Origin of the sequence: Streptomyces sp. NPDC004609, assembly GCF_042873655.1 — a bacterium.
In the GTDB taxonomy this organism is placed as follows: domain Bacteria; phylum Actinomycetota; class Actinomycetes; order Streptomycetales; family Streptomycetaceae; genus Streptomyces.
The window spans coordinates 59070-81969 of sequence record NZ_JBIALS010000001.1 but is presented as its reverse complement, the minus strand read 5'-3'; the positions used below and the strand labels follow the sequence as shown (position 1 = coordinate 81969).

16 protein-coding genes are annotated in these 22900 nt (G+C 71.3%); all 16 read right to left on the bottom strand.

Annotated elements, in window-relative coordinates; translation table 11 throughout:
- Window positions 1-35 precede the first annotated feature (35 nt).
- Window positions 36-1079, bottom strand: coding sequence for a Gfo/Idh/MocA family protein (locus ACFYT4_RS00320; protein ID WP_389263711.1), 1044 nt, complete (start codon window positions 1077-1079; stop codon window positions 36-38).
- Window positions 1076-2203, bottom strand: coding sequence for a DegT/DnrJ/EryC1/StrS family aminotransferase (locus ACFYT4_RS00315; protein WP_389263709.1), 1128 nt, complete (start codon window positions 2201-2203; stop codon window positions 1076-1078). The genes ACFYT4_RS00320 and ACFYT4_RS00315 overlap by 4 nt, the downstream gene beginning before the upstream one ends.
- Window positions 2204-2560: 357 nt before the next feature.
- Window positions 2561-6316, bottom strand: coding sequence for a ribonuclease E/G (locus ACFYT4_RS00310; protein ID WP_389263707.1), 3756 nt, complete (start codon window positions 6314-6316; stop codon window positions 2561-2563).
- A 283-nt stretch (window positions 6317-6599) separates the two neighbouring features.
- Window positions 6600-7355, bottom strand: coding sequence for a TIGR03936 family radical SAM-associated protein (locus ACFYT4_RS00305; RefSeq protein WP_389263705.1), 756 nt, complete (start codon window positions 7353-7355; stop codon window positions 6600-6602).
- Window positions 7356-7480: 125 nt separating this feature from the next.
- Window positions 7481-8671, bottom strand: a complete 1191-nt coding sequence (locus ACFYT4_RS00300) for a hypothetical protein (protein ID WP_389264230.1) — start codon at window positions 8669-8671, stop codon at window positions 7481-7483.
- A 69-nt stretch (window positions 8672-8740) separates the two neighbouring features.
- Window positions 8741-10672 carry a TIGR03960 family B12-binding radical SAM protein gene (locus ACFYT4_RS00295; RefSeq protein ID WP_389263703.1) on the bottom strand — a complete coding sequence of 644 codons (1932 nt, stop codon included), beginning with the start codon at window positions 10670-10672 and terminating at the stop codon, window positions 8741-8743.
- 51 nt (window positions 10673-10723) lie between these two features.
- Window positions 10724-12244, bottom strand: a complete 1521-nt coding sequence (locus ACFYT4_RS00290; protein ID WP_389263701.1) for a CHAD domain-containing protein — start codon at window positions 12242-12244, stop codon at window positions 10724-10726.
- Between the two features lie 82 nt (window positions 12245-12326).
- Window positions 12327-13529, bottom strand: coding sequence for a rod shape-determining protein RodA (gene rodA / locus ACFYT4_RS00285; RefSeq protein ID WP_389263699.1), 1203 nt, complete (start codon window positions 13527-13529; stop codon window positions 12327-12329).
- A 3-nt stretch (window positions 13530-13532) separates the two neighbouring features.
- Entirely contained in the window at window positions 13533-15773 is a 2241-nt protein-coding gene (gene mrdA / locus ACFYT4_RS00280) for a penicillin-binding protein 2 (protein WP_389263697.1), read from the bottom strand.
- Between the two features lie 22 nt (window positions 15774-15795).
- Window positions 15796-16461, bottom strand: coding sequence for a rod shape-determining protein MreD (gene mreD, locus ACFYT4_RS00275; protein WP_389263695.1), 666 nt, complete (start codon window positions 16459-16461; stop codon window positions 15796-15798).
- 12 nt (window positions 16462-16473) lie between these two features.
- On the bottom strand, window positions 16474-17550 hold the full coding sequence (gene mreC, locus ACFYT4_RS00270) for a rod shape-determining protein MreC (protein WP_389263693.1): 1077 nt from the start codon (window positions 17548-17550) through the stop codon (window positions 16474-16476).
- A gap of 223 nt (window positions 17551-17773) precedes the next feature.
- Window positions 17774-18793, bottom strand: coding sequence for a rod shape-determining protein (locus ACFYT4_RS00265; RefSeq protein WP_389264228.1), 1020 nt, complete (start codon window positions 18791-18793; stop codon window positions 17774-17776).
- Between the two features lie 256 nt (window positions 18794-19049).
- Window positions 19050-19463 (bottom strand): nucleoside-diphosphate kinase, encoded by a 414-nt coding sequence (gene ndk / locus ACFYT4_RS00260; RefSeq protein WP_389263691.1) that lies wholly within the window; start codon window positions 19461-19463, stop codon window positions 19050-19052.
- A gap of 276 nt (window positions 19464-19739) precedes the next feature.
- Entirely contained in the window at window positions 19740-20090 is a 351-nt protein-coding gene (locus ACFYT4_RS00255) for a DUF4233 domain-containing protein (RefSeq protein WP_389263689.1), read from the bottom strand.
- Window position 20091: 1 nt separating this feature from the next.
- Complete coding sequence (locus ACFYT4_RS00250) at window positions 20092-21612, bottom strand: bifunctional folylpolyglutamate synthase/dihydrofolate synthase (RefSeq protein ID WP_389263687.1); 1521 nt, start codon at window positions 21610-21612, stop codon at window positions 20092-20094.
- Between the two features lie 63 nt (window positions 21613-21675).
- Window positions 21676-22860 carry a sensor histidine kinase gene (locus tag ACFYT4_RS00245; protein ID WP_389263685.1) on the bottom strand — a complete coding sequence of 395 codons (1185 nt, stop codon included), beginning with the start codon at window positions 22858-22860 and terminating at the stop codon, window positions 21676-21678.
- Window positions 22861-22900: the final 40 nt, after the last annotated feature.

Below are 22900 nucleotides of genomic sequence, written 5' to 3'. Positions count from 1 at the left end.
CGACGTTGTGGGGTGCGACGGGCGCGCCGCGCCCGTCAGCCGTCATGTCCCTGACGCTCCCGGTCCACGAGGCTGACGGTGCTGCCGACCGACGCGGACTCCAGGACGGCGGCCGCGACCTCGACCGTACGCAGACCCTGGCGCAGGGTGCAGATGTCGTCGCTCTTGCCGAGCACCGCGTCACGGAACAGCTCGTGCTCGACGAGCAGCGGCTCGCGCTTCGGGATGGCGTACCGGATCATGTCGCCCTCGGCGACACCGCGGAACGCCTGCAGCGCCTCCCACTCGGTGGCCTGCGCGGCGTTCGAGTAGAAGGTGAGGTCGGCGGTGAGGGTGTCGGCGATGAAGCAGCCCTTCTCACCGGTGACCGAGGTGAAGCGCTCCTTGAGCGGGGACAGCCAGTTCACCAGGTGGTTGACCATCGTGCCGTCGGACAGCTGGCCGACCGCGGAGACCATGTCCTCGTGCGGGCGTCCCGACTTGGAGACCGTGCGCGCGGAGATCGAGGTGTACGTCTGGCCGGTCACCCACCCGGTGAGGTCGATGTCGTGGGTGGCGAGGTCCTTGACCACGCCGACATCGGCGATGCGGTGCGGGAAGGGGCCCTGACGGCGGGTCACGACCTGGTAGACGTCTCCCAGTTCACCGGCTTCGAGCCGCTGGCGCAGGGAGCGCAGCGCCGGGTTGCAGCGCTCGATGTGGCCGACCCCGGCCACCAGCCCGCGCGACTCGAACTCCTGGACGAGCCTGCGCGCGCCCTCCACGGTGTCCGCGACGGGCTTCTCGATGAGGGCGCCGACACCGGCCGCGGCCAGCTTCAGGCCGACTTCCTCGTGCAGGGCGGTGGGGCAGGCGACCACGGCGTAGTCGATGCCGTGGGCGATCAGCTCGTCGACCTCCGACAGCACGGGCACGCCCTGCGCCCAGCCGTTCTTGTCGCCCATCGGGTCGACGACACCGGTGAACTGGACGCCGTCCAGGCCGGCGAGTACACGCGCGTGGTGGCGGCCCATCGAGCCGAGGCCGATCAGGCCGGCCCTCAGTCCCTGGGCTCCCTGGGGGGCCTGGGCGGTGGTCACAGATTCTCTCCAAGGTCGTTCACGGCGGCGGCGATGCGATCGAGGTCTTCCGCGGACAGCGAGGGGTGCACCGGCAGCGAGACGACCTCGGCGGCGGCCCGCTCGGTCTCGGGCAGGTCCCAGGTGCGCCCGGCCTTCTGGTCGGGCTCCCAGAACGGCTTCAGCCGGTGGATCGGGGTGGGGTAGTAGACCGCGTTGCCGACGCCCGCCTCGGTGAGCTTCGCCATCGTGGCGTCACGGGCGGCCTCCCCGCCGCGCACCCGGATCGTGTACTGGTGGTAGATGTGGCGCGCGCCCTCGGCGACGGTCGGCGTGCTCACGCCCGGCGCGGTGATGTGCTCGGTGAGGTACGCCGCGTTGGCGATGCGCTGCTCGGTCCAGCCGTTCAGCTTCCCGAGCTGGACGCGGCCCACGGCGGCGGCCACGTCGGTCAGCCGCATGTTGCAGCCGATGATCTCGTTGGCGTACCGCTGCTCCATGCCCTGGTTGCGCAGCAGCCGCAGCGTACGGGCGATCTCGGCGTCCCCGGTGGAGATCATGCCGCCTTCGAGCGAGTGCATGTTCTTGGTCGGGTAGAAGCTGAAGGTGCCGCCCGCGCCGAACGCGCCGACCGGGGTGCCGTTCAGCGCCGCCGCGTGCGCCTGGCAGGCGTCCTCGACGACTGCCAGCTTGTGCCGGGCGGCGATGGCCATGATCTTGTCCATCGCGGCCGGGTGGCCGTACAGGTGCACCGGCATGATCGCCGCGGTGCGCGGGGTGATGGCGGCCTCGACGGCGGCCGGGTCCAGGCAGTAGGTGTCCGCCTCGATGTCGGCGAAGACGGCGTCGGCGCCGACGAGCCGGACCACGTTCGCGGTCGCGGCGAAGGAGAAGGAAGGAACGATTACCTCGTCGCCCGGGCCGATGCCGAGAGCCAGAAGCAGCAGGTGCAGGGCGGAGGTGCCCGAGTTCACAGCGACACAGTGACGCCCGTCGACCAGCTCCGAGAAGCCCTCCTCGAATGCCGCGACTTCGGGGCCCTGCACAACCCGGCCACTGCGCAGGACACGCACCGCGGCCTCGATCTCCTCTTCACCGATAACCGGGCGGGCAGCGGGGATGGGCTGCTTGTTGCTGCTCGTCATGGAGGTCCTCCTAGAACACCAAAGAGCTGTCTGTGGCAGGAGGTCTGGGGAGGAGCGGGCGTCTCACGAGGCCGCACACACCCCATCCGGCGCTAGCCGACGCCCTACCGAGGATCGTGGACCGGTTCGGATTCCGAACCGGGCCCGGTCACCCACCGTAGTGTCCGGGACGGGATCCTCACCCGGCAGCGACCGCCGTAACATTATCAGGGATTTCCCAGCCCTTTTCGGGGCCGTTAAGGGAAGCACCGCATCAATTCGGCGACAAACACCGTGTCCCATCCCTGTTCTGTGGGATGGGACACGGTGCATTCACCGATCACTCATCGAATGTTCGGCTTCCGGCTTGACCACGGATCAGATTTCCGTGACCGCCGTCACCGAAGGGGGCGCCTGCTGCTCGGCGGCCACGGTGGTCTTCTTGGCGGCCTTCTTCGCGGTGGTCTTCTTCGCCGCGCTCTTCTTGGCCGCCGTCTTCTTGGTGGCGGCCTTCTTCGCGGTGGCCTTCTTGGCGGTCTTGCGGGCCGCCTTCTTGGCCGGGGCCGCCTCGGGCTCCGCCGCCTCGGCCGCGCCTTCCGGGGCGGCCTCGGGCTCGGGCGTGTCGACCACGACGACCGCGGCCTCCTCTGCACCCGTGGGCGAACCGGCCGGGGCGGTGACCTTGCGGGTCACCCGGCGGCGGGCGCGCGGCGGGGCCGGCGCCGTCTCCTCCTGCGGTGCCGCCTCGGCCCGGGGGGCCTCCGGCTCGGGCGCCGGTGCCTCGGCTCGGGTCTCGACGACCACCTCGGGCTCGGACGCCTTCGGCGAGCCGGCGGGCGCTGTCGCCTTGCGGGTCGCCCGGCGGCGCGTACGGCCGGCGGTGGCGGGCTCCGGAGCGGCCTCGGCAGCCGTCACGGCCTCGGCCGGCTCCGGCTCCTCCGCGACCGGCGCGGCGGGAGCCGGTTCGGTCACGATCTCCGCCTCGGCCGCCTTCGTCTCCGCGGCCCTCGGCGAACCGCTCGGCGCGGACACCCTGCGGGTGGCCCGGCGACGGCCACGGCCGCGCTGGGCGGCGGCCTCCGCCTCGGCCGCGCTGCTGTACAGCTCCTCGTCCGGTACGAACGCGGGCTCGGCGAGCGCGGCGGGCTCGGCCACCTCGGCGGCGACCTCTGCCTCGGTCTCGCGAGCGGCCTCGTGCTCGTGCTCGGGCACCTGCTCGGCCCCGCCGCGGCCGCGCTTCTTCGCGCGCTTGCCGCCGCCACCGCCGCCGACCGACGCCGGCTGCTCCATGTGCACGATCACACCGCGGCCGTTGCAGTGGACACAGGTCTCGGAGAAGGACTCCAGCAGCCCCTGGCCCACCCGCTTACGGGTCATCTGGACCAGGCCCAGCGAGGTGACCTCGGCGACCTGGTGCTTCGTACGGTCGCGTCCCAGGCACTCCAGGAGGCGCCGCATCACCAGATCGCGGTTGGACTCCAGCACCATGTCGATGAAGTCGACGACGACGATGCCGCCGAGGTCGCGCAGCCGCAGCTGGCGCACGATCTCCTCGGCCGCCTCCAGGTTGTTCCTGGTGACGGTCTCCTCCAGATTGCCGCCCTGGCCGGTGAACTTGCCGGTGTTGACGTCGATCACGACCATGGCCTCGGTCTTGTCGATCACCAGCGAACCACCGGACGGCAGCCAGACCTTGCGGTCCAGCGCCTTCATCAGCTGCTCGTCGATGCGGTAGGTCGCGAAGACGTCGACCTCGCTCGTCCACCGCTGCAGACGGTCCACCAGATCCGGCGCGACGTGCGCGACATAGCCGTGGACGGTCTCCCACGCCTGGTCACCGCTGACGATGACCTTCGAGAAGTCCTCGTTGAAGATGTCGCGGACGACCCGGACGGTCATGTCCGGCTCGCCGTAGAGCAGCGACGGCGCGTTGCCGTTCTTCGCCTTCTTCCTGATGTCCTCCCACTGCGACTGGAGCCGCTCGACATCGCGGCGCAGCTCGTCCTCGCTGGCGCCCTCGGCGGCGGTGCGCACGATGACGCCCGCGTCCTCGGGGACGATCTTCTTGAGGATGGTCTTCAGCCGGGCGCGCTCGGTGTCGGGCAGCTTGCGGCTGATGCCGGTCATCGAGCCCTCGGGCACGTACACCAGATAGCGGCCGGGCAGGGACACCTGACTGGTCAGCCGCGCTCCCTTGTGGCCGATCGGGTCCTTGGTGACCTGGACGAGCACCGACTGGCCGGACTTGAGCGCGACCTCGATACGGCGGGGGCCGCCCGACATGCCGAGCGCCTCGAAGTTGACCTCACCGGCGTACAGGACCGCGTTGCGGCCCTTGCCGATGTCGACGAACGCGGCCTCCATCGACGGCAGGACGTTCTGCACCTTGCCCAGGTAGACGTTGCCGACGTACGACGTCGACTGCTCCTTGTTGACATAGTGCTCGACGAGGACGTTGTCCTCCAGCACGCCGATCTGGGTGCGCTCGCCGCTCTGGCGGACGACCATCACCCGCTCGACGGCCTCGCGGCGGGCCAGGAACTCGGCCTCGGTGATGATCGGCACACGGCGGCGGCCCTGCTCACGGCCCTCGCGGCGGCGCTGCTTCTTGGCCTCCAGCCGGGTGGAGCCCTTGATGGACTGCACCGCGTCCTGGAAGTCCGAGGTCTCCTCGCTCCTGGTGCGCGCGGCCCGCGGCTCGCGGACCTTCACGACCGTGCGCTCCGGGTCGCCCGTGTCCGACTCGTCGTCGGCCCCGGACTCACCGCTGCGGCGACGGCGGCGGCGACGGCGGCGGCTGCTGGAGGAACCGGCGGCGGGCGCCTCGGACTCGGCTCCTTCGTCCTCCTCCTGCTCCTCGCCCTCGTCCGCCGACTCGTCGGGGGCGGCCGCCGCGGTGTCCTCGGGGTGCTGCTCCTCCGAGATCTCGTCGGTGTCGCCGGACTCACCGCGGCGACGGCGGCGGCCGCCACGGCGACGGCGGCGCGAGGGACGGTCGTCGGACTCGTCGTGCTCCTCGCCCTCGTCGGGGGTCTCCTCCGCGGCCTGCTCGCTCTCCTCGGCGGCCGGGGCCGCGGGCTGCTCGGCGGGCTCGCCCCGGCGGCGACGGCGACGGCGGCCGGCCGGCTCGGGCTCGGGAGCCGCCTCGGCCTCGGCCACGGCGGTCTCGTCCTCGACGGGCTCCTCGTCCTCGATGTCCGCCGCGGCGGCGGCAGCGGCGGCGGCCGTCTCCGGAGTCTGGAACATGGGCTCGGCGAAGACGGGGGCCTGGAAGAGCGCGACCGCGGGCCGCGCGGCACGGGCCGGCTTCCCGGTGGGCTCCGTCTGCTGGGCGGTGAACTCGGGCGGGGTGGCTCCCCGGCGCTTACGGCCCCGGGTCGCGGCCTTCTCGGCGGCGGCGACCTCGTCCTCGGGGGAGGCCGTCTGGGTCACGGAGCCCACGGGCAGGCTCTCGCCCGTCTCGGCTGTCTCTTCGGTGTCCTGAGCGGGCGCGGTCTCGGCGACCGGCTCGGGCGCGGCGGTCTTGCGGGTGGCACGGCGGCGCTTGCGCGGCGCGGACGCCTCCTCCTCGGCAACCGCCTCAGCGGCGACCTCGGCAGCCTCGTCGGCCTGCGGCGCTCCTGCGGGCGCGGTGGCCTTGCGGGTCGCCCGGCGGCGGGTGCGCGGCGCGGGCGCCTCCTCGGCCTCAGCAGCCTCGTCCGCACCTTCGCCGGGCACGGTCTCGGCGACCGGCTCGGGCGCGGCGGTCTTGCGCGTGGCCCGGCGACGGGTGCGCGGCGCGGGCGCCTCCTCGGTGGGCGCCTCCTCGGTGGGCGCCTCCTCCTCGGCAACCGCCTCGGCGGCGTGCTCCACGGCCTCGTCGGCCTGCGGCGCTCCCGCTGGCGCGGTGGCCTTGCGGGTCGCCCGGCGGCGGGTGCGCGGCGCGGGGGTCTCCTCGGCGGGCTCCACCGCCTCGGCGGCGGGAGCCGGGGCGGAGGCGGTCTCGACGACCTCCTCGCCACCGGCGGCGACCGGCGGCCCCGCGGGCCGCGAGGCGGCGCGCCGGCGTCGGCGCGGCGGCAGCGTGTCGCTGGGGGTCATGCGGTCTTCGTTGTGGTGGTCACCGGCGGTGCCGGGTTCGTTCGGCTGGTGCATGCGGGCGGTTCTCCCGTCACGCTCCCGGGCGCCGCGCCTCTTTCCGGTCCGGTCACGGCCCGCGCGTCGCGCGGTGCCGCCGTCCGGGGCGCGGGCGCCGCACGGGAGCTGATGATGTCTGGCTCGCCGGTTCCGTACGCGATGTACGCACGGCCTGGCGAAAGTCTTCTGGTGTTGTCGCGGCCCGACCCAGGTGGCTTCCGAGTACAAGGGCTGCGCTGGCGACGACTGCCTGTGTGCGGCGCGACCATCGGTCGCCGTCGCGGTGTTCCCCCCGGCGGAGCTAGGGGGAGGCCGTCCCGGCGGCCGTGGTGGGAGCGGCCGGAACTGCCTCGCGGTCGAGCGCGAGCGGGTCGGTCACCGTGCCGGACTCCTCGTCGAAGAGCCCCTGCGCCAGCCTGGTCACCGCTGCGGGGACCGGCGGCGCCAGGTCGGCCACAGCGCGGAGACCGGACAGGACGTCGTCGGGTCGCACGGCAGGCGTTACGTGCCGTACTACCAGGCGCAGTATCGCACAGGGCTGGTCCAGGGGCCTATCAGGCTGTGGACGAAGTGCCCGCAGCTCCGCCACGGCGCCCCTCGCGTCGAAGGTCCGCATCCCGTTCTTCGTCCTGCGCTGCACATCGACCGTCCCGGCCGCGAGGAAGGCCGCGACGGCCTTCTCCGCGTCCTCGGCACGGACTCCGTCGAGCCGCAGCTCCCACACGGAGACGGTGAGCCGGTCGGCGAGTCCCGGCGTACGGGCCTCGACGGCGTCGGTGATGTCGAGCCCGCTCGGCAGCGACTCGTTCAGCAGCTCGCGCAGCGTCCCGGGGTCGCGGTGCTCGGTGAGGGCGATCTCCAGATACTCGGCCTCGCTGCCCGTACCGGTGGGTGCGGCATTGGCGTACGACACCTTCGGGTGCGGGGTGAAGCCCGCCGAGTACGCCATGGGCACCTCGGCGCGCCGCAGCGCCCGCTCGAAGGCGCGCTGGAAGTCTCGGTGGCTGGTGAACCGGAGGCGGCCGCGCTTGGTGTAGCGCAAGCGGATGCGCTGCACCGCGGGTGCGGGCGGCGGGCCTTCGGGCTGTCGCTTGCCCAGTGGTTCTTCTCCTCGGTGCGGGGCGGTCGCGGGTGGCGTACCGCCCTCGGAATGCGGGGGTGTCCCGTGGGGGCCCGCCCGGTTCACCCCCGCTTGTGCAGGGAGATCTCGGGCCCGGCCGCCGTGCCGGGGACAGTCGTCGTACTACCCAGAGTACGCGCCGGAGGCACAACCGGTTCCCCAGGTTCCGGCACGCGTTTCTCCCGGCCCAGTGCCCGCCATGCGCTCTGCCTGGCCTGACGCACCGCGTCACGTGCCGACCGGAACGCGGAACGGGTGGCCGCACCCGCCTCGATCGCGGCCCTCTTCGCGGGCTGCCAGATCACATCGCGCACCACGTGCCCCACGGGTGTGCAGACGTTCTGGTAGAACCAGCGCACGGGTCCGGCCACGAGTGTGCGGAAGAGCCACAGCAGCCCGTCGCCAAGGGCACGGGTGAGATATCCGGCGACCCGCCAGGCGACACCGATCGCGGCGCCGATCTCGCCGCCGGCCGGCTTGAGGACCCGGCGCCAGAGCCACCCGAGGGGCGGCGCCAGCAGCTGTCCGACGACCCAGGCGAGGGGTGTGTACAGCAGATGCACACAGATCCAGCCGATGGCCCGGCCGGTGCCGACGATCAGCTGCCGGAGCACCCAGAGCGTCCCGTGCCCCAGCGGGGTCAGCAGCGAGCGGTAGACCCACACCGACGGGACGGCGACCCCGTACGTCCACACCGGCACGACGGCATAGCGCCACAGACCCACCCAGGGCCAGACGAACAGCGCCAGTCCCGCCCACCTCAGCGCGGGCACCAGCACCGACCGGAGCAGCCGGCCGCCGGGACGGGCCACCAGATGGGTACCGGCCCAGGCCAGGCCGTGCCCCAGCGGGGTCAGCAGCGAGCGGTAGACCCACACCGACGGGACGGCGACCCCGTACGTCCACACCGGCACGACGGCATAGCGCCACAGACCCACCCAGGGCCAGACGAGGAGCAGCTTCGCGAGGAAGGCGAGGACCCGGCCCAGTGCGGACAGGGCGGGGGCGAGAGCGTTTGCGTACAGCCGGACCAGCCCGTTGCCGAGCGGTCTGAGCAGGGCCCGGTGGGTGGCGCGGCCGGTGAGGGCGAGCAGGTCCCAGACCAGCCGCACGGGTACGACGACGACCAGCACCACGATCCGCACGGGCACCCGCACGGCCACCGCCAGGCATCCCTCGGGCTCGGACGCCGGGGCGGGCACCCACCGGGGGGTGTCCGGAGCCGCCCGGGGTGATGCCTTGTGCACATCCATGTCAGACAAGACGCACCGCACGCCCGTACGGATGCCGCATCCGCCTCCCCCGTTCCCCCGTGCTTCGGCCTACTGCTTCACCACGGACAGCGGCAGCAGCTTCCGGCCCGTCGGGCCGACCTGGATCTCCGTCTGCATGGCGGGACAGACACCGCAGTCGAAGCACGGCGTCCAGCGGCAGTCCTCGACCTCGGTCTCGTCGAGGGCGTCCTGCCAGTCCTCCCAGAGCCAGTCCTTGTCGAGCCCGGAGTCGAGGTGGTCCCAGGGCAGGACCTCCTCATAGGTGCGCTCGCGGGTGGTGTACCAGTCGACGTCCACACCGAACTCCGGCAGTGCCTTGCCCGCGCACTCCATCCAGCGGTCGTACGAGAAGTGCTCCCGCCAGCCGTCGAAGCGGCCGCCGTCCTCGTAGACGGCCCGGATGACCGCGCCGACACGGCGGTCGCCGCGCGAGAGCAGTCCCTCGACGATGCCGGGCTTGCCGTCGTGGTAGCGGAAGCCGATCGAGCGGCCGTACTTCTTGTCACCGCGGATCTTGTCGCGGAGCTTTTCGAGACGGGCGTCCGTCTCCTCGGCGCTGAGCTGCGGGGCCCACTGGAAGGGGGTGTGCGGCTTGGGGACGAAGCCGCCGATGGAGACCGTGCAGCGGATGTCGTTGGAGCCGGAGACCTCACGGCCCTTGGCGATGACCTTGACCGCCATGTCGCCGATCTGGAGCACGTCCTCGTCGGTCTCGGTCGGCAGACCGCACATGAAGTACAGCTTCACCTGCCGCCAGCCGTTGCCGTACGCGGTGGCGACCGTGCGGATCAGGTCCTCCTCCGAGACCATCTTGTTGATGACCTTGCGCATACGCTCGGAGCCGCCCTCGGGGGCGAAGGTGAGGCCCGAGCGGCGGCCGTTGCGGGTCAGCTCGTTGGCCAGGTCGACATTGAACGCGTCCACGCGGGTGGAGGGGAGGGACAGACCGATCTTGTCCTCCTCGTACCGGTCCGCCAGCCCCTTGGCGATGTCACCGATCTCGGAGTGGTCCGCGCTGGACAGCGACAGGAGGCCGACCTCCTCGAAGCCCGTCGCCTTCAGTCCCTTGTCGACCATCTCGCCGATGCCGGTGATGCTTCGCTCCCGCACGGGGCGCGTGATCATGCCGGCCTGGCAGAAACGGCAGCCGCGGGTGCAGCCGCGGAAGATCTCGACGGACATCCGCTCGTGGACGGTCTCGGCGAGCGGGACGAGCGGCTGCTTCGGGTACGGCCACTCGTCGAGGTCCATGACGGTGTGCTTGGACACCCGCCACGGGACGCCCGAACGGTTCGGCACGACCCGCCCGATGCGGCCGTCCGGCAGATACTCCACGTCGTAGAAGGCGGGCACGTAGACACCGCCGGTCCTCGCCAGCCGGAAGAGGATCTCCTCCCGGCCGCCGGGGCGCCCCTCGGCCTTCCACGCGCGGATGATCTCCGTCATGTCGAGAACGGCCTGCTCGCCGTCGCCGATGACCGCGCAGTCGATGAACTCCGCGATCGGCTCCGGGTTGAAGGCCGCGTGACCGCCCGCGAGAACGATCGGGTGGTCCACCGTCCGGTCCTTCGCGGCCAGCGGGATGCCCGCCAGGTCGAGGGCGGTCAGCATGTTCGTATAGCCCAGCTCCGTGGAGAAGCTGAGGCCGAACACGTCGAACGCCCCGACCGGCCGGTGGGAGTCCACCGTGAACTGGGGTACGCCGTGCTCCCGCATCAGCGCCTCCAGATCGGGCCATACGCTGTACGTCCGCTCGGCGAGCACACCCTCGCGCTCGTTCAGCACCTCGTACAGGATCATGACGCCCTGGTTGGGCAGCCCGACCTCGTACGCGTCCGGATACATCAGCGCCCAGCGGACGTCGGTGGCCTCCCACTCCTTGACCGTGGAGTTCAGCTCACCGCCGACGTACTGGATCGGCTTCTGCACATGCGGGAGGAGAGCTTCGAGCTGTGGGAAGACCGACTCGGCAGCAGACATCTCAGGGCTTTCGTGAGCTGGCAGGAGTGACCATCCAGCGTACCCCGAGCCTCAGCCGCCCAGTGCCGTCCGCAGTTCCTCCGCCGACGCACGCGCCCACACGCCGGGGGTCTCCCGCTCCAGTTCGGCGGCCGTCGACTGCTCCCGGGCGTACAGCAGACCCCAGGTGAAGGCCGACTCCCCCGCCGCATGGGCCTGGACCGCCAGATTCCGCAGGGCGTCCCGGGCCACCACGCTGTCCTGGTGGTCGCCGAGGACGGTCTGGAGGTCCTTCATGCGCCCCGCGAAGCGCTTCGCTGGCTTTCCCAGCGCGGGAACCGCCGCCTCGGCGGCATACCGGGTGCGCTTGGCCGCCTTGCGGGCGTCGTGCAGGGCGAGATCGCGGCTCTCTCCCGGCGGGAGTTCCAGAGCGTGCGTCATCCGCAGGGCCAGCCGCCCGTAGTCCTTGAGCACCGCCCCCGCGATGACCGTGGCCGCCGGGCCGGACGCCGCCTTCAGCAGCGGCGGGTCCGCCAGCAGCGCGTCCAGGGAGTCCAGCAGGGCGAGATAGCGCCGGCTGTCGAGGGTGGTGACGGCCCGGCGGCGCGCGCCCGAGCCCCGGGCCGCGCTCCAGACGCGCAGCCGGCCGCGCACCGGGCCGAGCAGCAGGGTCCGGGGCAGCGCGCCGATCCGGGAACGCAGCCGCTCGGCGAGAACCTCCTGGTCACGGGCGACCCCCAGCTCGGCGGCCAGCCACTTCAGCTCGTCGCCGATCGGGTCGGTGACGGCCCGGTCGAGGATCTTCCGGTAGGTGCGGAACGCGCTGCGCAGCCGGCGGGTGGCGATCCGCATCTGATGGACCGCGTCGGGCAGATCGCGCCGTACCGCCGGGTCGTACGCGAGCAGGGCGGCGGACTGCTTCCGCAGATAGGCCACGATGTGGTCGCCCGCGTCCGACGGGGTGGCGGGCTCGGCGGCGGGCACCTCCAGGCCCGTCTCGGCCAGCGCCCTCGCCAGCTTGGACGGGGACCGCGACGGCCGGATCCCCGCCTTGCGGAGCCTCTTGTCGACCTTGTCGAGGAACGCGGGGTCGCCGCCGTCCGCCAGCTCCACCTCGATCTCGTCCCACGCGGCCGTGCGCCCGTCGTCGAGGCGCTCGGCGCTGACCGCATCCCGGCTCAGTTCGGCCAGCGGGGTGCCGCCCCCGTCCCCCTCGTTCACGAGGTGGTGCACCTCCCGGGAGGAGCGCAGCCGCATCACGGGCACCAGACGGGCGTCCCGGACCCGGGCCCTGACCAGGGCGGCGAGGCCGCGCGGGATCTCCGAGGTGAGGGCGGCGCCGATCTCGTCCCGTACTCCGGGGGCTACGGGCAGTTTGAGGTGCCAGCCGGCGTCGTCGCCGCCGGTGCGCCGCCGCAGGGTGATGGAGGCCGCGGCGAGCCGCAGGTCGGCCGTGTCGTAGTAGACGGCGTCGAGTTCCATGACGCCCTGGTCGAGGACGGCCGCGACTCCGGTCACCCGGGTCAGGTCCGGCAGTCGGGTCTCGGGGGTGGCTTCGTATTTCCGCTCGATCTCGCGCTTCGTGTCCGCCATGAATTGAATCTAGTTCGCGGCGGGCGACTTCGGCAGACCCAGGGCGGTGACGAGGTGCTTTCGGTCTCCGGGCGGTTCGCCCCTACGCCGTTATCGGCCGCTGGACCCGGATCGACTGGAGGAGGCCGATCGCCACCCAGACCGCGAACATGGACGAGCCTCCGTACGAGACGAACGGCAGCGGCAGTCCGGCCACCGGCATGATGCCGAGGGTCATGCCGATGTTCTCGAACGACTGGAACGCGAACCAGGCGATGATCCCGGCCGCCACGATCGTGCCGTACAGCTCGGTCGTCTCACGGGCGATCCGGCAGGCCCGCCACAGGACCACGCCGAGCAGCACCAGGATCAGCCCCGCGCCGAGGAAGCCCAGTTCCTCGCCCGCGACGGTGAAGACGAAGTCCGTCTGCTGCTCGGGCACGAACTGGCCGGTGGTCTGGGAGCCCTTGAACAGGCCCATGCCCGTCAGCCCGCCCGAGCCGATCGCGATGCGCGCCTGGTTGGTGTTGTAGCCGACGCCCGCCGGGTCGAGTTCCGGGTTGGCGAAGGCGGCGAAGCGGTTGATCTGGTACTCGTCGAGCAGGCCGAGCGCGGTCACCAGGACCGCGCCGGCGACACCGCTGCCGATGAGCCCGAGGATCCAGCGGTTGGACGCGCCGGAGGCGAGGAGCACACCGAGGACGATCACCGCCATGACCATCACCGAGCCGAGGTCCGGCATCAGCATGACGATCGCCATGGGCAGGGCGGCCAGGCCCAGGGACTTGGCGACCGTGCGGTGGTCGGGATGGACCAGATCACCGGCGTCCACCCGGGCGGCGAGCATCATCGCCATGCCGAGGATGATCGTGATCTTCACGAACTCCGACGGCTGGAGGGAGAAGCCGCCGCCGATCACGATCCAGGCGTGCGCGCCGTTGATGGTCGCGCCCACGGGGGTGAGCACCAGCAGGATCAGCAGGACGGAGAGTCCGTACAGCACCGGGACCGCGCCGCGCAGGGTGCGGTGGCCGAGCCAGACGGTGGCGACCATCAGCGCGAAGCCGATACCGGTGTTGAGGAGGTGCCGCAGGAGGAAGTAGTACGGGTCGCCCTGGTTCAGCTCGGTGCGCCCGCGGGTCGCCGACCAGACCAGCAGCGCGCCGATGCCGGAGAGCGCGAGGGCGGAGAACAGCAGCGGCCAGTCCAGCCTGCGGACGAGGGAGTCGCGGGCGGAGAGCCGGGTCCACAGGCCGCCGCGCTGGGGACCGTAGCCCGAGACGGAGAAGCCATGGGTGCCGGACATGTCTCAGTCCCTCCGCGCGGGTGTGCCCGCGAGCTGCTGGTTTCCGTCCTGCTGCTGGTCCTGTTGCGGGTCCTGCGGCTGGTCCTGCCGGTTGCCGTCCGTGAGCTGGGTGCTCTCCTCGGCCTTCTTGTCCTTCTCCGGCTCGTACGGCCGGATCGCCGGCGCCTCGATGGTGCCGTCGGCCTGGATCTTCGGGAGGCTCTTCTGCGGCTTGGGCAGCAGCGCCTTCTTCAGGTCCTGCTGCCCCTTCTCGTCGAGCCCGTACATAGCCTCGTAGATGTTCCGGACCGCCGGGCCGGAGGCGCCCGAACCGGTACCGCCCTGGGAGATCGTCATCACGATCGTGTAGTCGTCGGTGTACGTCGCGAACCACGAGGTCGTCTGCTTGCCGAAGACCTCGGCGGTACCCGTCTTGGCGTGCATCGGGATCTTGTCGTGCGGCCAGCCGTTGAACCGCCAGGCGGCCGAACCACCGGTCACGACTCCCGCGAGGGCATCGTTTATCTGGTTCCTGGTCCGGTTGTCCATGGGGAGCCTGCCGTGCGCCTTCGGCTTGATCTCCTGGACGCTTCTGCCGTCGGGGCTGACGATCGCCTTGCCGATGGTGGGGTTGTAGAGGGTGCCGCCGTTGGCGATGGCCGCGTAGATCGTCGCCATCTGGATCGGGGTGACGAGGATGTCGCCCTGTCCGATGGAGTAGTTCACGGAGTCACCCGCGCGCATCAGATTGCCTTCGAGGCAGTTCTCGTACGCGATCTGCTCGACGTAGTCGCCGCCCTTCTTGCCCTGCTTGCACCAGGAGTCCTTGTTGGCCTTCCAGAAGTCCTGCTTCCATCCCCGGTCGGGGACCCGGCCCTTGACCTCGTTCGGGAGGTCGATGCCGGTCTCCTTGCCGAGGCCGAACTGGTGCGCGGTCCGGTAGAACCAGTCCTTCGCGTTCTTCTTGGGCTTGGTGCCGCCGTCCTTCTGCCACTCGTTGTAGGCGAGGCCGTAGTAGACGGTGTCGCAGGAGACCTCCAGGGCCCGGCCGAGGCTGATGGAGCCGTGCGACTGGGACTCGAAGTTCTTGAACTCCCGGCCGCCGAAGGAGAGCGACGAGGGGCAGGGATAGCTGCCGTTGAACTCGTATCCGGCCTTGACCGCGGCGGCCGACGAGACGACCTTGAAGATCGAGCCGGGCGCGGCCTGGCCCTGGATGGCGCGGTTCAGCAGCGGATAGTTGGAGTCCTTTCCGGTCAGCTTGGCGTAGTCCTTGGCGGAGATGCCGCCGACCCAGGCGTTGGGGTCGTACGTCGGCTGGGAGGCCATCGAGACGACTCGCCCGGTCTTGTTCTCCATGACGACGACGGCGCCCGCGTCGGCCTTGTAGTTCTCCCGCGTGTTGTCGTCGTACTCCTTGCGGGCGGCCTTCATCGCCTCGTTCAGCTCGTACTCGGCGACCGCCTGGACACGGGCGTCGATGGAGGTGACGAGATTGGCGCCGGGCTGGGCCTCGTCGCTGTCGGCCTCGCCGATGACCCGGCCGAGGTTGTCGACCTCGTAGCGGGTGACTCCGGCCTTGCCGCGCAGGGCCTTGTCGTACGTGCGCTCGATGCCGGAGCGCCCGACCTGGTCGGAGCGGAGGTAGGGCGAGTCGGAGTCCTTGGCCTTCTCGATCTCGTCGTCGGTGACCGGTGAGAGATAGCCGAGGACCTGGGCGGTGTTGGCCTTGCCGGGCGCGGTGTAGCGGCGTACGGCGGTGGGCTCGGCGGTGATGCCGGGGAAGTCCTCGGCGCGCTCACGGATCTGGAGCGCCTGCTGGGTGGTGGCCTCGTCGGTGACGGGGATCGGCTGGTAGGGCGAGCCGTTCCAGCAGGGCTGGGGGGTCTTGGCGTCGCAGAGCCTGACCTTGCCGATGACGTCCTGCGGCTTCATGCCGAGGACTCCGGCGAGGCGGGTGAGAACCTCCTTGCCGTCGTCCTTCATCTTCATCAGCTCGGTCCGGGACGCGGAGACCACCAGCCGGGTCTCGTTGTCGGCGAGCGGGATGCCCCGGGCGTCGAGGACGGAACCGCGGACGGCGGGCTGGACGACCTGCTGGACGCCGTTGTTCTTGGCCTCGTCGGTGTACTCCTGGCCGTTGCGGATCTGGAGGTACCACAGACGGCCGCCGAGGGTGAGGAGCAGCGAGAAGACCAGTACCTGGATGACGACGAGCCGGATCTGGACCCGGGGGGTCCGCCCGGTCTCCGGAATGTTGCTCATGGTGTGCGTGCCCCTCCCGCGGTCACAGTCGCTTGACGCCCTTGATGCGGCCCGCCCGTGCCGCTCTGCCGCGCGCGGCCTTGGCGCGCAGTCCGCCGCGCTGGCCGCCGATGCGCAGCCCCGTGCCGGAGGCGAGCCAGCCGGAGGCGACGTCGCCGCCGCCGTCCCGGCTGTCGGCGAGGGGGTCGTTCTCGGCCCGGCGGGCGAGCGCCATGATGAACGGCACGGTGAACGGCGCGAGCAGCAGATCGTAGACGACGGCCGTGAACAGCAGGCTGCCGAGGCCGACATGGCGGGCGGCGGTGTCCCCGACGAGGGCCCCCACCCCCGCGTACAGCAGGGTGGAGCCGATGGCCGCGCCGACGACCACGAGCATGGGCCCGGCGGCCGACCTGAGCCGGCCGTTCTCCGGGCGGGCCAGACCCGCGAGATAGCCGATCACGCACAGCACGAGGGCGTACCGCCCGGCGGCGTGGTCGGCGGGCGGCGCGAGATCGGCGAGCAGTCCCGCGCCGAAGCCGATGAAGGCGCCCGCCAGATGCCCGTACACCATGGCGAGCCCGAGCACGGTGAGCAGCATCAGATCGGGGACGGCGCCGGGGAGCTGGAGGCGGGCGAGGACGGAGACCTGGACGACGAGGGCGACCACGACGAGGGCCGTGGAGAGAAGCACCCGGTTGACTCGCATGACGGTCAGCTCCTACCGCTGGTCGTTCTGGCCGGTGGTGCCGGTGGTGCTCCGGCCCTGGCCGCCGGTGCTCCGGTTGTCGGCCGGCGGGCCGCTCGGGGTGCCCGGCGCGCTGCCCGGGTCGTCGCCCTGGACGCCGTCCCGGCTCTCGCTCTGTCCCTGGGCGGCGGCGCCGTCGGGAGAGGGGGTGACCGTGACGGTCACCGTGGGCGTCGGCTTGGGCGGGGCGGGCTTGGGCGGCAGCACCGTGTCGCGCGGGTCCGTCCTGGGCGCCTCGACGACCACGCCGACGATGTCGAGCTTGGTGAAGCCGACGTACGGCCTCACGTAGATGGTCCGGGTCAGATCGCCGCCGGAGGGGTCGACGCGGACGACCTCGCCGATCGGGACACCGGGCACGAACGGCCTGGCGGCCTGGGAGCCGAAGGTGACGAGCCGGTCGCCCTTCTTCACCTTGGACTTGCCGTTGAGCAGCTGGACGGAGAGCGGGCGGTCGCCCTGGCCCGTGGCGAAGCCCAGTTCGTCGGTCTTCTCCATCCGGGTGCCGACGGTGAAGTCCGGGTCGTTGGCGAGCAGCACGGTCGCGGTGCCCGGACCGACGGTGGTGACCCGTCCGACGAGTCCGTCGCCGTTGAGTACGGTCATGTCGCGCCTGATGCCGTCGCGCGAGCCCACGTCGATGGTCACGGTCCAGGAGAAGCCCTGGGCCGCTCCTATGGCGATGACCTCCGCGCCCTTGATGCCGTACCGCCCGGCGCCCGCCGTCTTCAGCATCTTGTCCAGCTCACGGGCGCGGCTGCGGTTGCGGTCGTCGCTGCCGAGCCGGGCCTTGAGCGCCGCGTTCTCCCGCTCCAGGACGCGCATGCGGTCATGGCGCTCGCCGGAGTCCCGCACGGCCCCTATGGCGTTGCCGATCGGATCCACGGCGGTCGCGACGCCGTTCTCGATCGGTCCGAAGACGGTGGCGGCGGCCTGCCGGGCGCCGTCGACCGGTGAGTCCTCGCCCCCGCGGATGTCCACCGTGATCAAAGCGAACGCGATGGCGATCAGCAGCACCAGGAGCAGCCGGCTCTCTCGTGTGTCCCTCACGTGCGGCGGCCGTGCCTTCCTCGTAGGAATGTCGATGTCTGTATATCAACGATCGGCTGTACGGGTTGGCAGGCACCCGTACAGGGGTCCCCGAACCGCGCGGGCCCGGAGACGGATCGCCTCCCCCCTCCCGCGGACAGCACACCCGCCCGGGGCGCCGGCCCCGGGATCCGTCCGGCGGAGCGGATCCCGCGGGCCGTCCCGCGGGCCCGGTTTCTCCGCCTCAGCGCCGGGGCTGGGCGTCCAGTACCTGCTGGAGCGCCTCGAACTCCTCCACGCACTTGCCGGAGCCGAGCGCCACCGAGTCCAGCGGGTCCTCGGCGATATGGATCGGCATACCGGTCTCGCGGCGCAGCCGCTCGTCGAGCCCGCGCAGCAGCGCGCCGCCGCCGGTGAGGACGATGCCTCTGTCCATGACGTCGCCCGACAGCTCGGGCGGGCACTTGTCGAGGGTGGTCTTCACGGCGTCGACGATCGAGTTGACCGGTTCCTCGATCGCCTTGCGGACTTCGGCGGCCGAGATCACCACGGTCTTCGGCAGCCCGGAGACAAGGTCGCGGCCGCGGATCTCGGTGTGCTCGTCCTTGTCCATGTCGTACGCGGAACCGATGGTGATCTTGATGTTTTCGGCGGTCCGCTCACCGAGAAGGAGTGAGTATTCCTTCTTGATGTGCTGAATGATCGCGTTGTCCAGTTCATCACCCGCGACGCGGATGGACTGTGCCGTGACGATTCCGCCGAGGGAGATGACGGCGACCTCGGTGGTTCCGCCACCGATATCGACGACCATATTGCCGGTGGCTTCATGGACCGGGAGTCCGGAACCGATGGCCGCGGCCATGGGCTCCTCGATGATGTGCACCTGCCGGGCGCCCGCCTGCGTCGACGCCTCGATGACCGCGCGGCGCTCGACGCCCGTGATGCCCGACGGCACACAGACGACGACACGCGGGCGGGCGAGGTACCGGCGCTTGTGGATCTTCAGGATGAAGTAGCGGAGCATCCGCTCGGTGATCTCGAAGTCGGCGATGACGCCGTCCTTCAGCGGACGGACGGCCACGATGTTCCCGGGCGTCCGGCCGATCATCTTCTTCGCCTCTGAGCCGACCGCGAGAATGCCGCCCGTGTTGGTGTTGATGGCGACGACGGACGGCTCGTTGAGAACGATCCCCCGGCCCCTGACGTACACCAGCGTGTTGGCGGTCCCGAGGTCGACAGCCATGTCACGGCCGATGAACGACATGTTGTTCCCCATGAGGATGCGTCTGGCCTTCCCAAATCGAGCTCTGACTGCTTTTCAGGATGGCGAGGTGGTGGATGCTGTGGCGTGGAGGCTTCCATCGTAGTGCCGCCTCTACGGACACGGCGCGGTGGTCCACCTCTGTATAGGTGACGAGGTGTCGCTGCGATGCGTTCCCGAAAAGTGCTCGCATATACCAAAAGGCGACCGAATTCCTTCGGTCGCCCCAGGTCATGAGCGCTGTATGGCTGACGTCCGGTCAGGAAAGACCCGGGAAAAAGATCTTCAGTTCCCGAATGGCGGACTCCTCGGAGTCCGACGCGTGGATCAGGTTCTCCCGGACGGACGTGCCGAAGTCGCCACGGATGGAGCCCGGCTGTGCCGCGATCGGGTCGGTCGGCCCGGCCAGCCGGCGTACGCCCTCGATGGCCCGCTCGCCCTCGACGACGAGCGCGACGACCGGGCCGGAGAGCATGAAGTCGACCAGCGGCTCGTAGAAGTCCCTGCCGATGTGCTCGGCGTAGTGCTGCTCCAGCGTCCCACGGTCGAGCAGGCGCAGCTCCAGCGCGGAAAGGGTCCAGCCCGCCTTGGCCTCGATGCGGCCGATGATCTCGCCGACGAGCCCCCGGCGGACACAGTCGGGCTTCAGGAGGACGAGGGTGCGCTGGGTCATGGTGTGCGGCTCCTTGCGGCATTCGGGTGCGGATGTGTGAGGTTACAGGGGGCGGGGTGCCGGTGGCAGCCGGACCTGATCACCGGTCAGCGGGCGGGGCGGCGGGCGGCAGAGCCCGGGTCGTACGGAAGACCTGCCCCGCGCCCGTACGCGGTCCGGCCCGTCCCGCGCACCGGGCTCCGGCCCGCGGGACGGGCGGCCCCGGGGGGAACGGGCGGGACGGGCGGCCCCGGCGGTGGGAGGACTGCGGCCCCAGCAAGATCCATCAGAAACGCCCTAGGCCCCGGGCTGCGCCTCGCCCTGGGCGGCCCATCGCGCCTTCACCTCGTCGATCTTGCGCCCGTAGTGGACCGACGCCCACCACAGGCCCGCGAAGCACGCGCCCAGGACGAACATCATCGGGACGACGAAGCCGCTCAGGACCAGACCGATCTGGAGGGCCCAGCCGAGCTGGATCCCGCCGGGCCGGGTGACCATCCCGCTCAGCAGGACCGACAGCAGCATCGCGACGCCGCAGACCGTCCACACGGTCGTCATCGACAGATCGTCGTTCTTCATGGCGACGAGTCCGGCGAAACCGATCACAAAGAACTCGCCGATCAGCGTCGACGCGCAGAGCATCCGCATATCAGCCCCTTCCCAGCAGCAGCCGGGCCTCGCCGACCGTGAACACCGAGCCGGTCACCAGCACACCCGCGCCCGCGAACTCGGCCTCCTCCTCCGCGAGCGTGACCGCCGCCTCCAGCGCCTCGTCCATCCGCGGCTCGACGACCACGCGCTCGTCGCCGAAGACCTCCACCGCGATCGCGGCCAGCGCGTCCGCGTCCATCGCGCGATGGGTCGAGTTCCGGGTCACGACGACCTCGGCGAAGATCGGCTCGAAGGCTTCGAGCAGCCCCCTGACGTCCTTGTCCTCGCTGGAGCCGACCACTCCGATCAGCCGCGAGAAACCGAACGCCTCGGTGACCGCCTCCGCCGTCGCCCGCGCGCCCGCCGGATTGTGGGCGGCGTCCAGCACGACCGTGGGGCTGCGGCGCACCACCTCCAGCCGTCCGGGCGTGGTCACCACCGCGAACGCCTTGCGGATCGTCTCCGTGTCCAGCGTGCGCGCGTGCTCCGCGCCCACACCGAAGAACGCCTCGACCGCCGCCAGCGCCACCGCCGCGTTGTGCGCCTGGTGGGCCCCGTACAGCGGGAGGAAGATGTCCTCGTACTCCCCGCCGAGCCCGCGCAGGGTCAGCATCTGCCCGCCGACGGCGACCTCGCGGGAGACGATGCCGAACTCCATGCCCTCCCGGGCCACCGTCGCGTCGACCTCGACGGCCTTCTTCAGCATGACCTGCGCCGCGTCCACCGGCTGCTGCGCCAGGATGACCGTCGAGCCCTGCTTGACGATCCCGGCCTTCTCCAGCGCGATCTCGGCGGGTGTGGTGCCGAGCCGGTCGGTGTGGTCCAGGTCGATGGGGGTGACCACGGCCACGGACGCGTCGATGACGTTGGTCGCGTCCCACTCACCGCCCATGCCGACCTCGACGACCGCCGCGTCCACGGGCGCGTCCGCGAAGGCCGCGTACGCCATGCCCGTCAGCACCTCGAAGAACGAGAGCCGGAACTCCTGGGACGCGTCGACCATCTCCACGTACGGCTTGATGTCCTCGTACGTCGTGATGAACCGCTCGGCCTCGATCGGGACGCCGTCCAGGCTGATCCGCTCGGTGATCGACTGCACGTGCGGCGAGGTGTAGCGGCCGGTGCGCAGTTCGAAGGCGGAGAGCAGGGCCTCGATCATGCGGGCCGTGGAGGTCTTGCCGTTGGTACCGGTGATGTGGATCGAGGGGTACGCGCGCTGGGGCTCGCCCAGCACGTCCATCAGCGCGGCGATCCGGGTGACCGAGGGCTCCAGCTTGGTCTCGCCCCAGCGGGTCGCGAGATCCGCCTCGACCGCGCGCAGCGCCTCGGCGACCTCGGGGTCGGCCGGGCGGCCGGGCGCGGTGTCGGGCCGGGGCGGTCCGGCCTGGGCCCGGAGGGTACGGCTGCCTGCCTCGATCACCGCCAGGTCGGGGTCACGGTCGGTCTCGGCGTCGACGATCTCGTCGAAGAGGTCGGGCTCGTTCGGCTCGACGGGATCGCCGGCGGGGTGCTCACTCACGGCTCCAGTCTAAAGTCCGGGCCCTGACCCGCGTCCGCGGGCTCACGGTCTCTCACCGTGCTCTCATCGGGGCAGGCGGCCGGGCTCTCCCCGGGGCAGCCGGCCGACCGGGAGCAGCGCCACCACCTCGTACACCCCCTCGTCCCCGCCGGCGGTGAGCGTGCCGCCCATGCTCTCCACCCGTTCCCGCATCGAGAAGGTGCCGGTCCCGCTGGACACCGGCTCGGTCGGCGGTGCGGCCGTGGGCAGCGGATTGCGGACCGCCACGCGCAGCCGTCCGGCGTCCAGCCCGATGGAGACCGCCACCCGCTCCCCCGGCGCGTGCTTCGCCGCGTTCGTCAGACACTCCTGGACGACCCGGTACACCGCCGTCTGCCGCAGCGGAGAGAGCCCGCGGGCCGCCTCGCTGATCTCCAGCGTCACCGGGCTTCCCATACGTTCACTCTCCCGTGCGAGGGCGGGCAGGCCCTCCAGGCCGGGGGTCGCGGTGCGTTCGTCCGCGCGGTGGACGATCGTGTCGTTGAGCATCAGATGCGCGCGGCGGGCCGTGTCCGCCAGCTCCTCGAAGTCCTTGTGGTGGGCGGTGCCCCGCGCCCGCACGGACAGCACCTCCGCCCGGACCGCGAGCACCGTCAGCTCCCGCCCGACGAGATCGTGCACATCACGCGCGACGGACGTCCGCTCGTCCTGTACGGCCTGGAGCGCGGCGGTCTCCGCGCGCTGGGCCTCCAGCTCCCGGACGAGGTCCTGCCGGTACGCGGCGATACCGACGCCCGACGCGAGCACACCGATCGGGACGACCAGGCTCAGGAACTCACTCAGCGTGCCGGCCTGGTGCTCCGGCCACCCCGGCAGGCTGAAGAGCGCGTACGCCACGGCGACATAGCCGACGGTGGCGGCGGTGCCCGCCCAGCGGCCCCGGAACCGTCCGAGGGAGTACAGCGCGAACTGGATGAGCGTCAGCTCGTGCAGCCAGCCCAGCAGCACCAGCGCGACCAGATAGGGCAGCCACGGCAGCCGCCTGCGCGCCACCAGGGTGACCGCGCCCGCCGCCAGTACGAGGGTGGCGGTCAGCCCGGTGAGCGAGTTGTCCCCCCGCGCGAGCCCCGGGACGTCCAGCACCATCAGCGAGAAGCAGCTCAGCGCGGTGATCACGTCGAGGGCCCGGGGGGAGGTCGCCCAGCGCCGCGTACGCCTGCGGGTCGCCGCGCTGATACGGCGGACGGCATACGTGACGGGCGCAAGCATGCCCCCATCATCGACTCCCCCGCCCCCACCCCACCCGCCG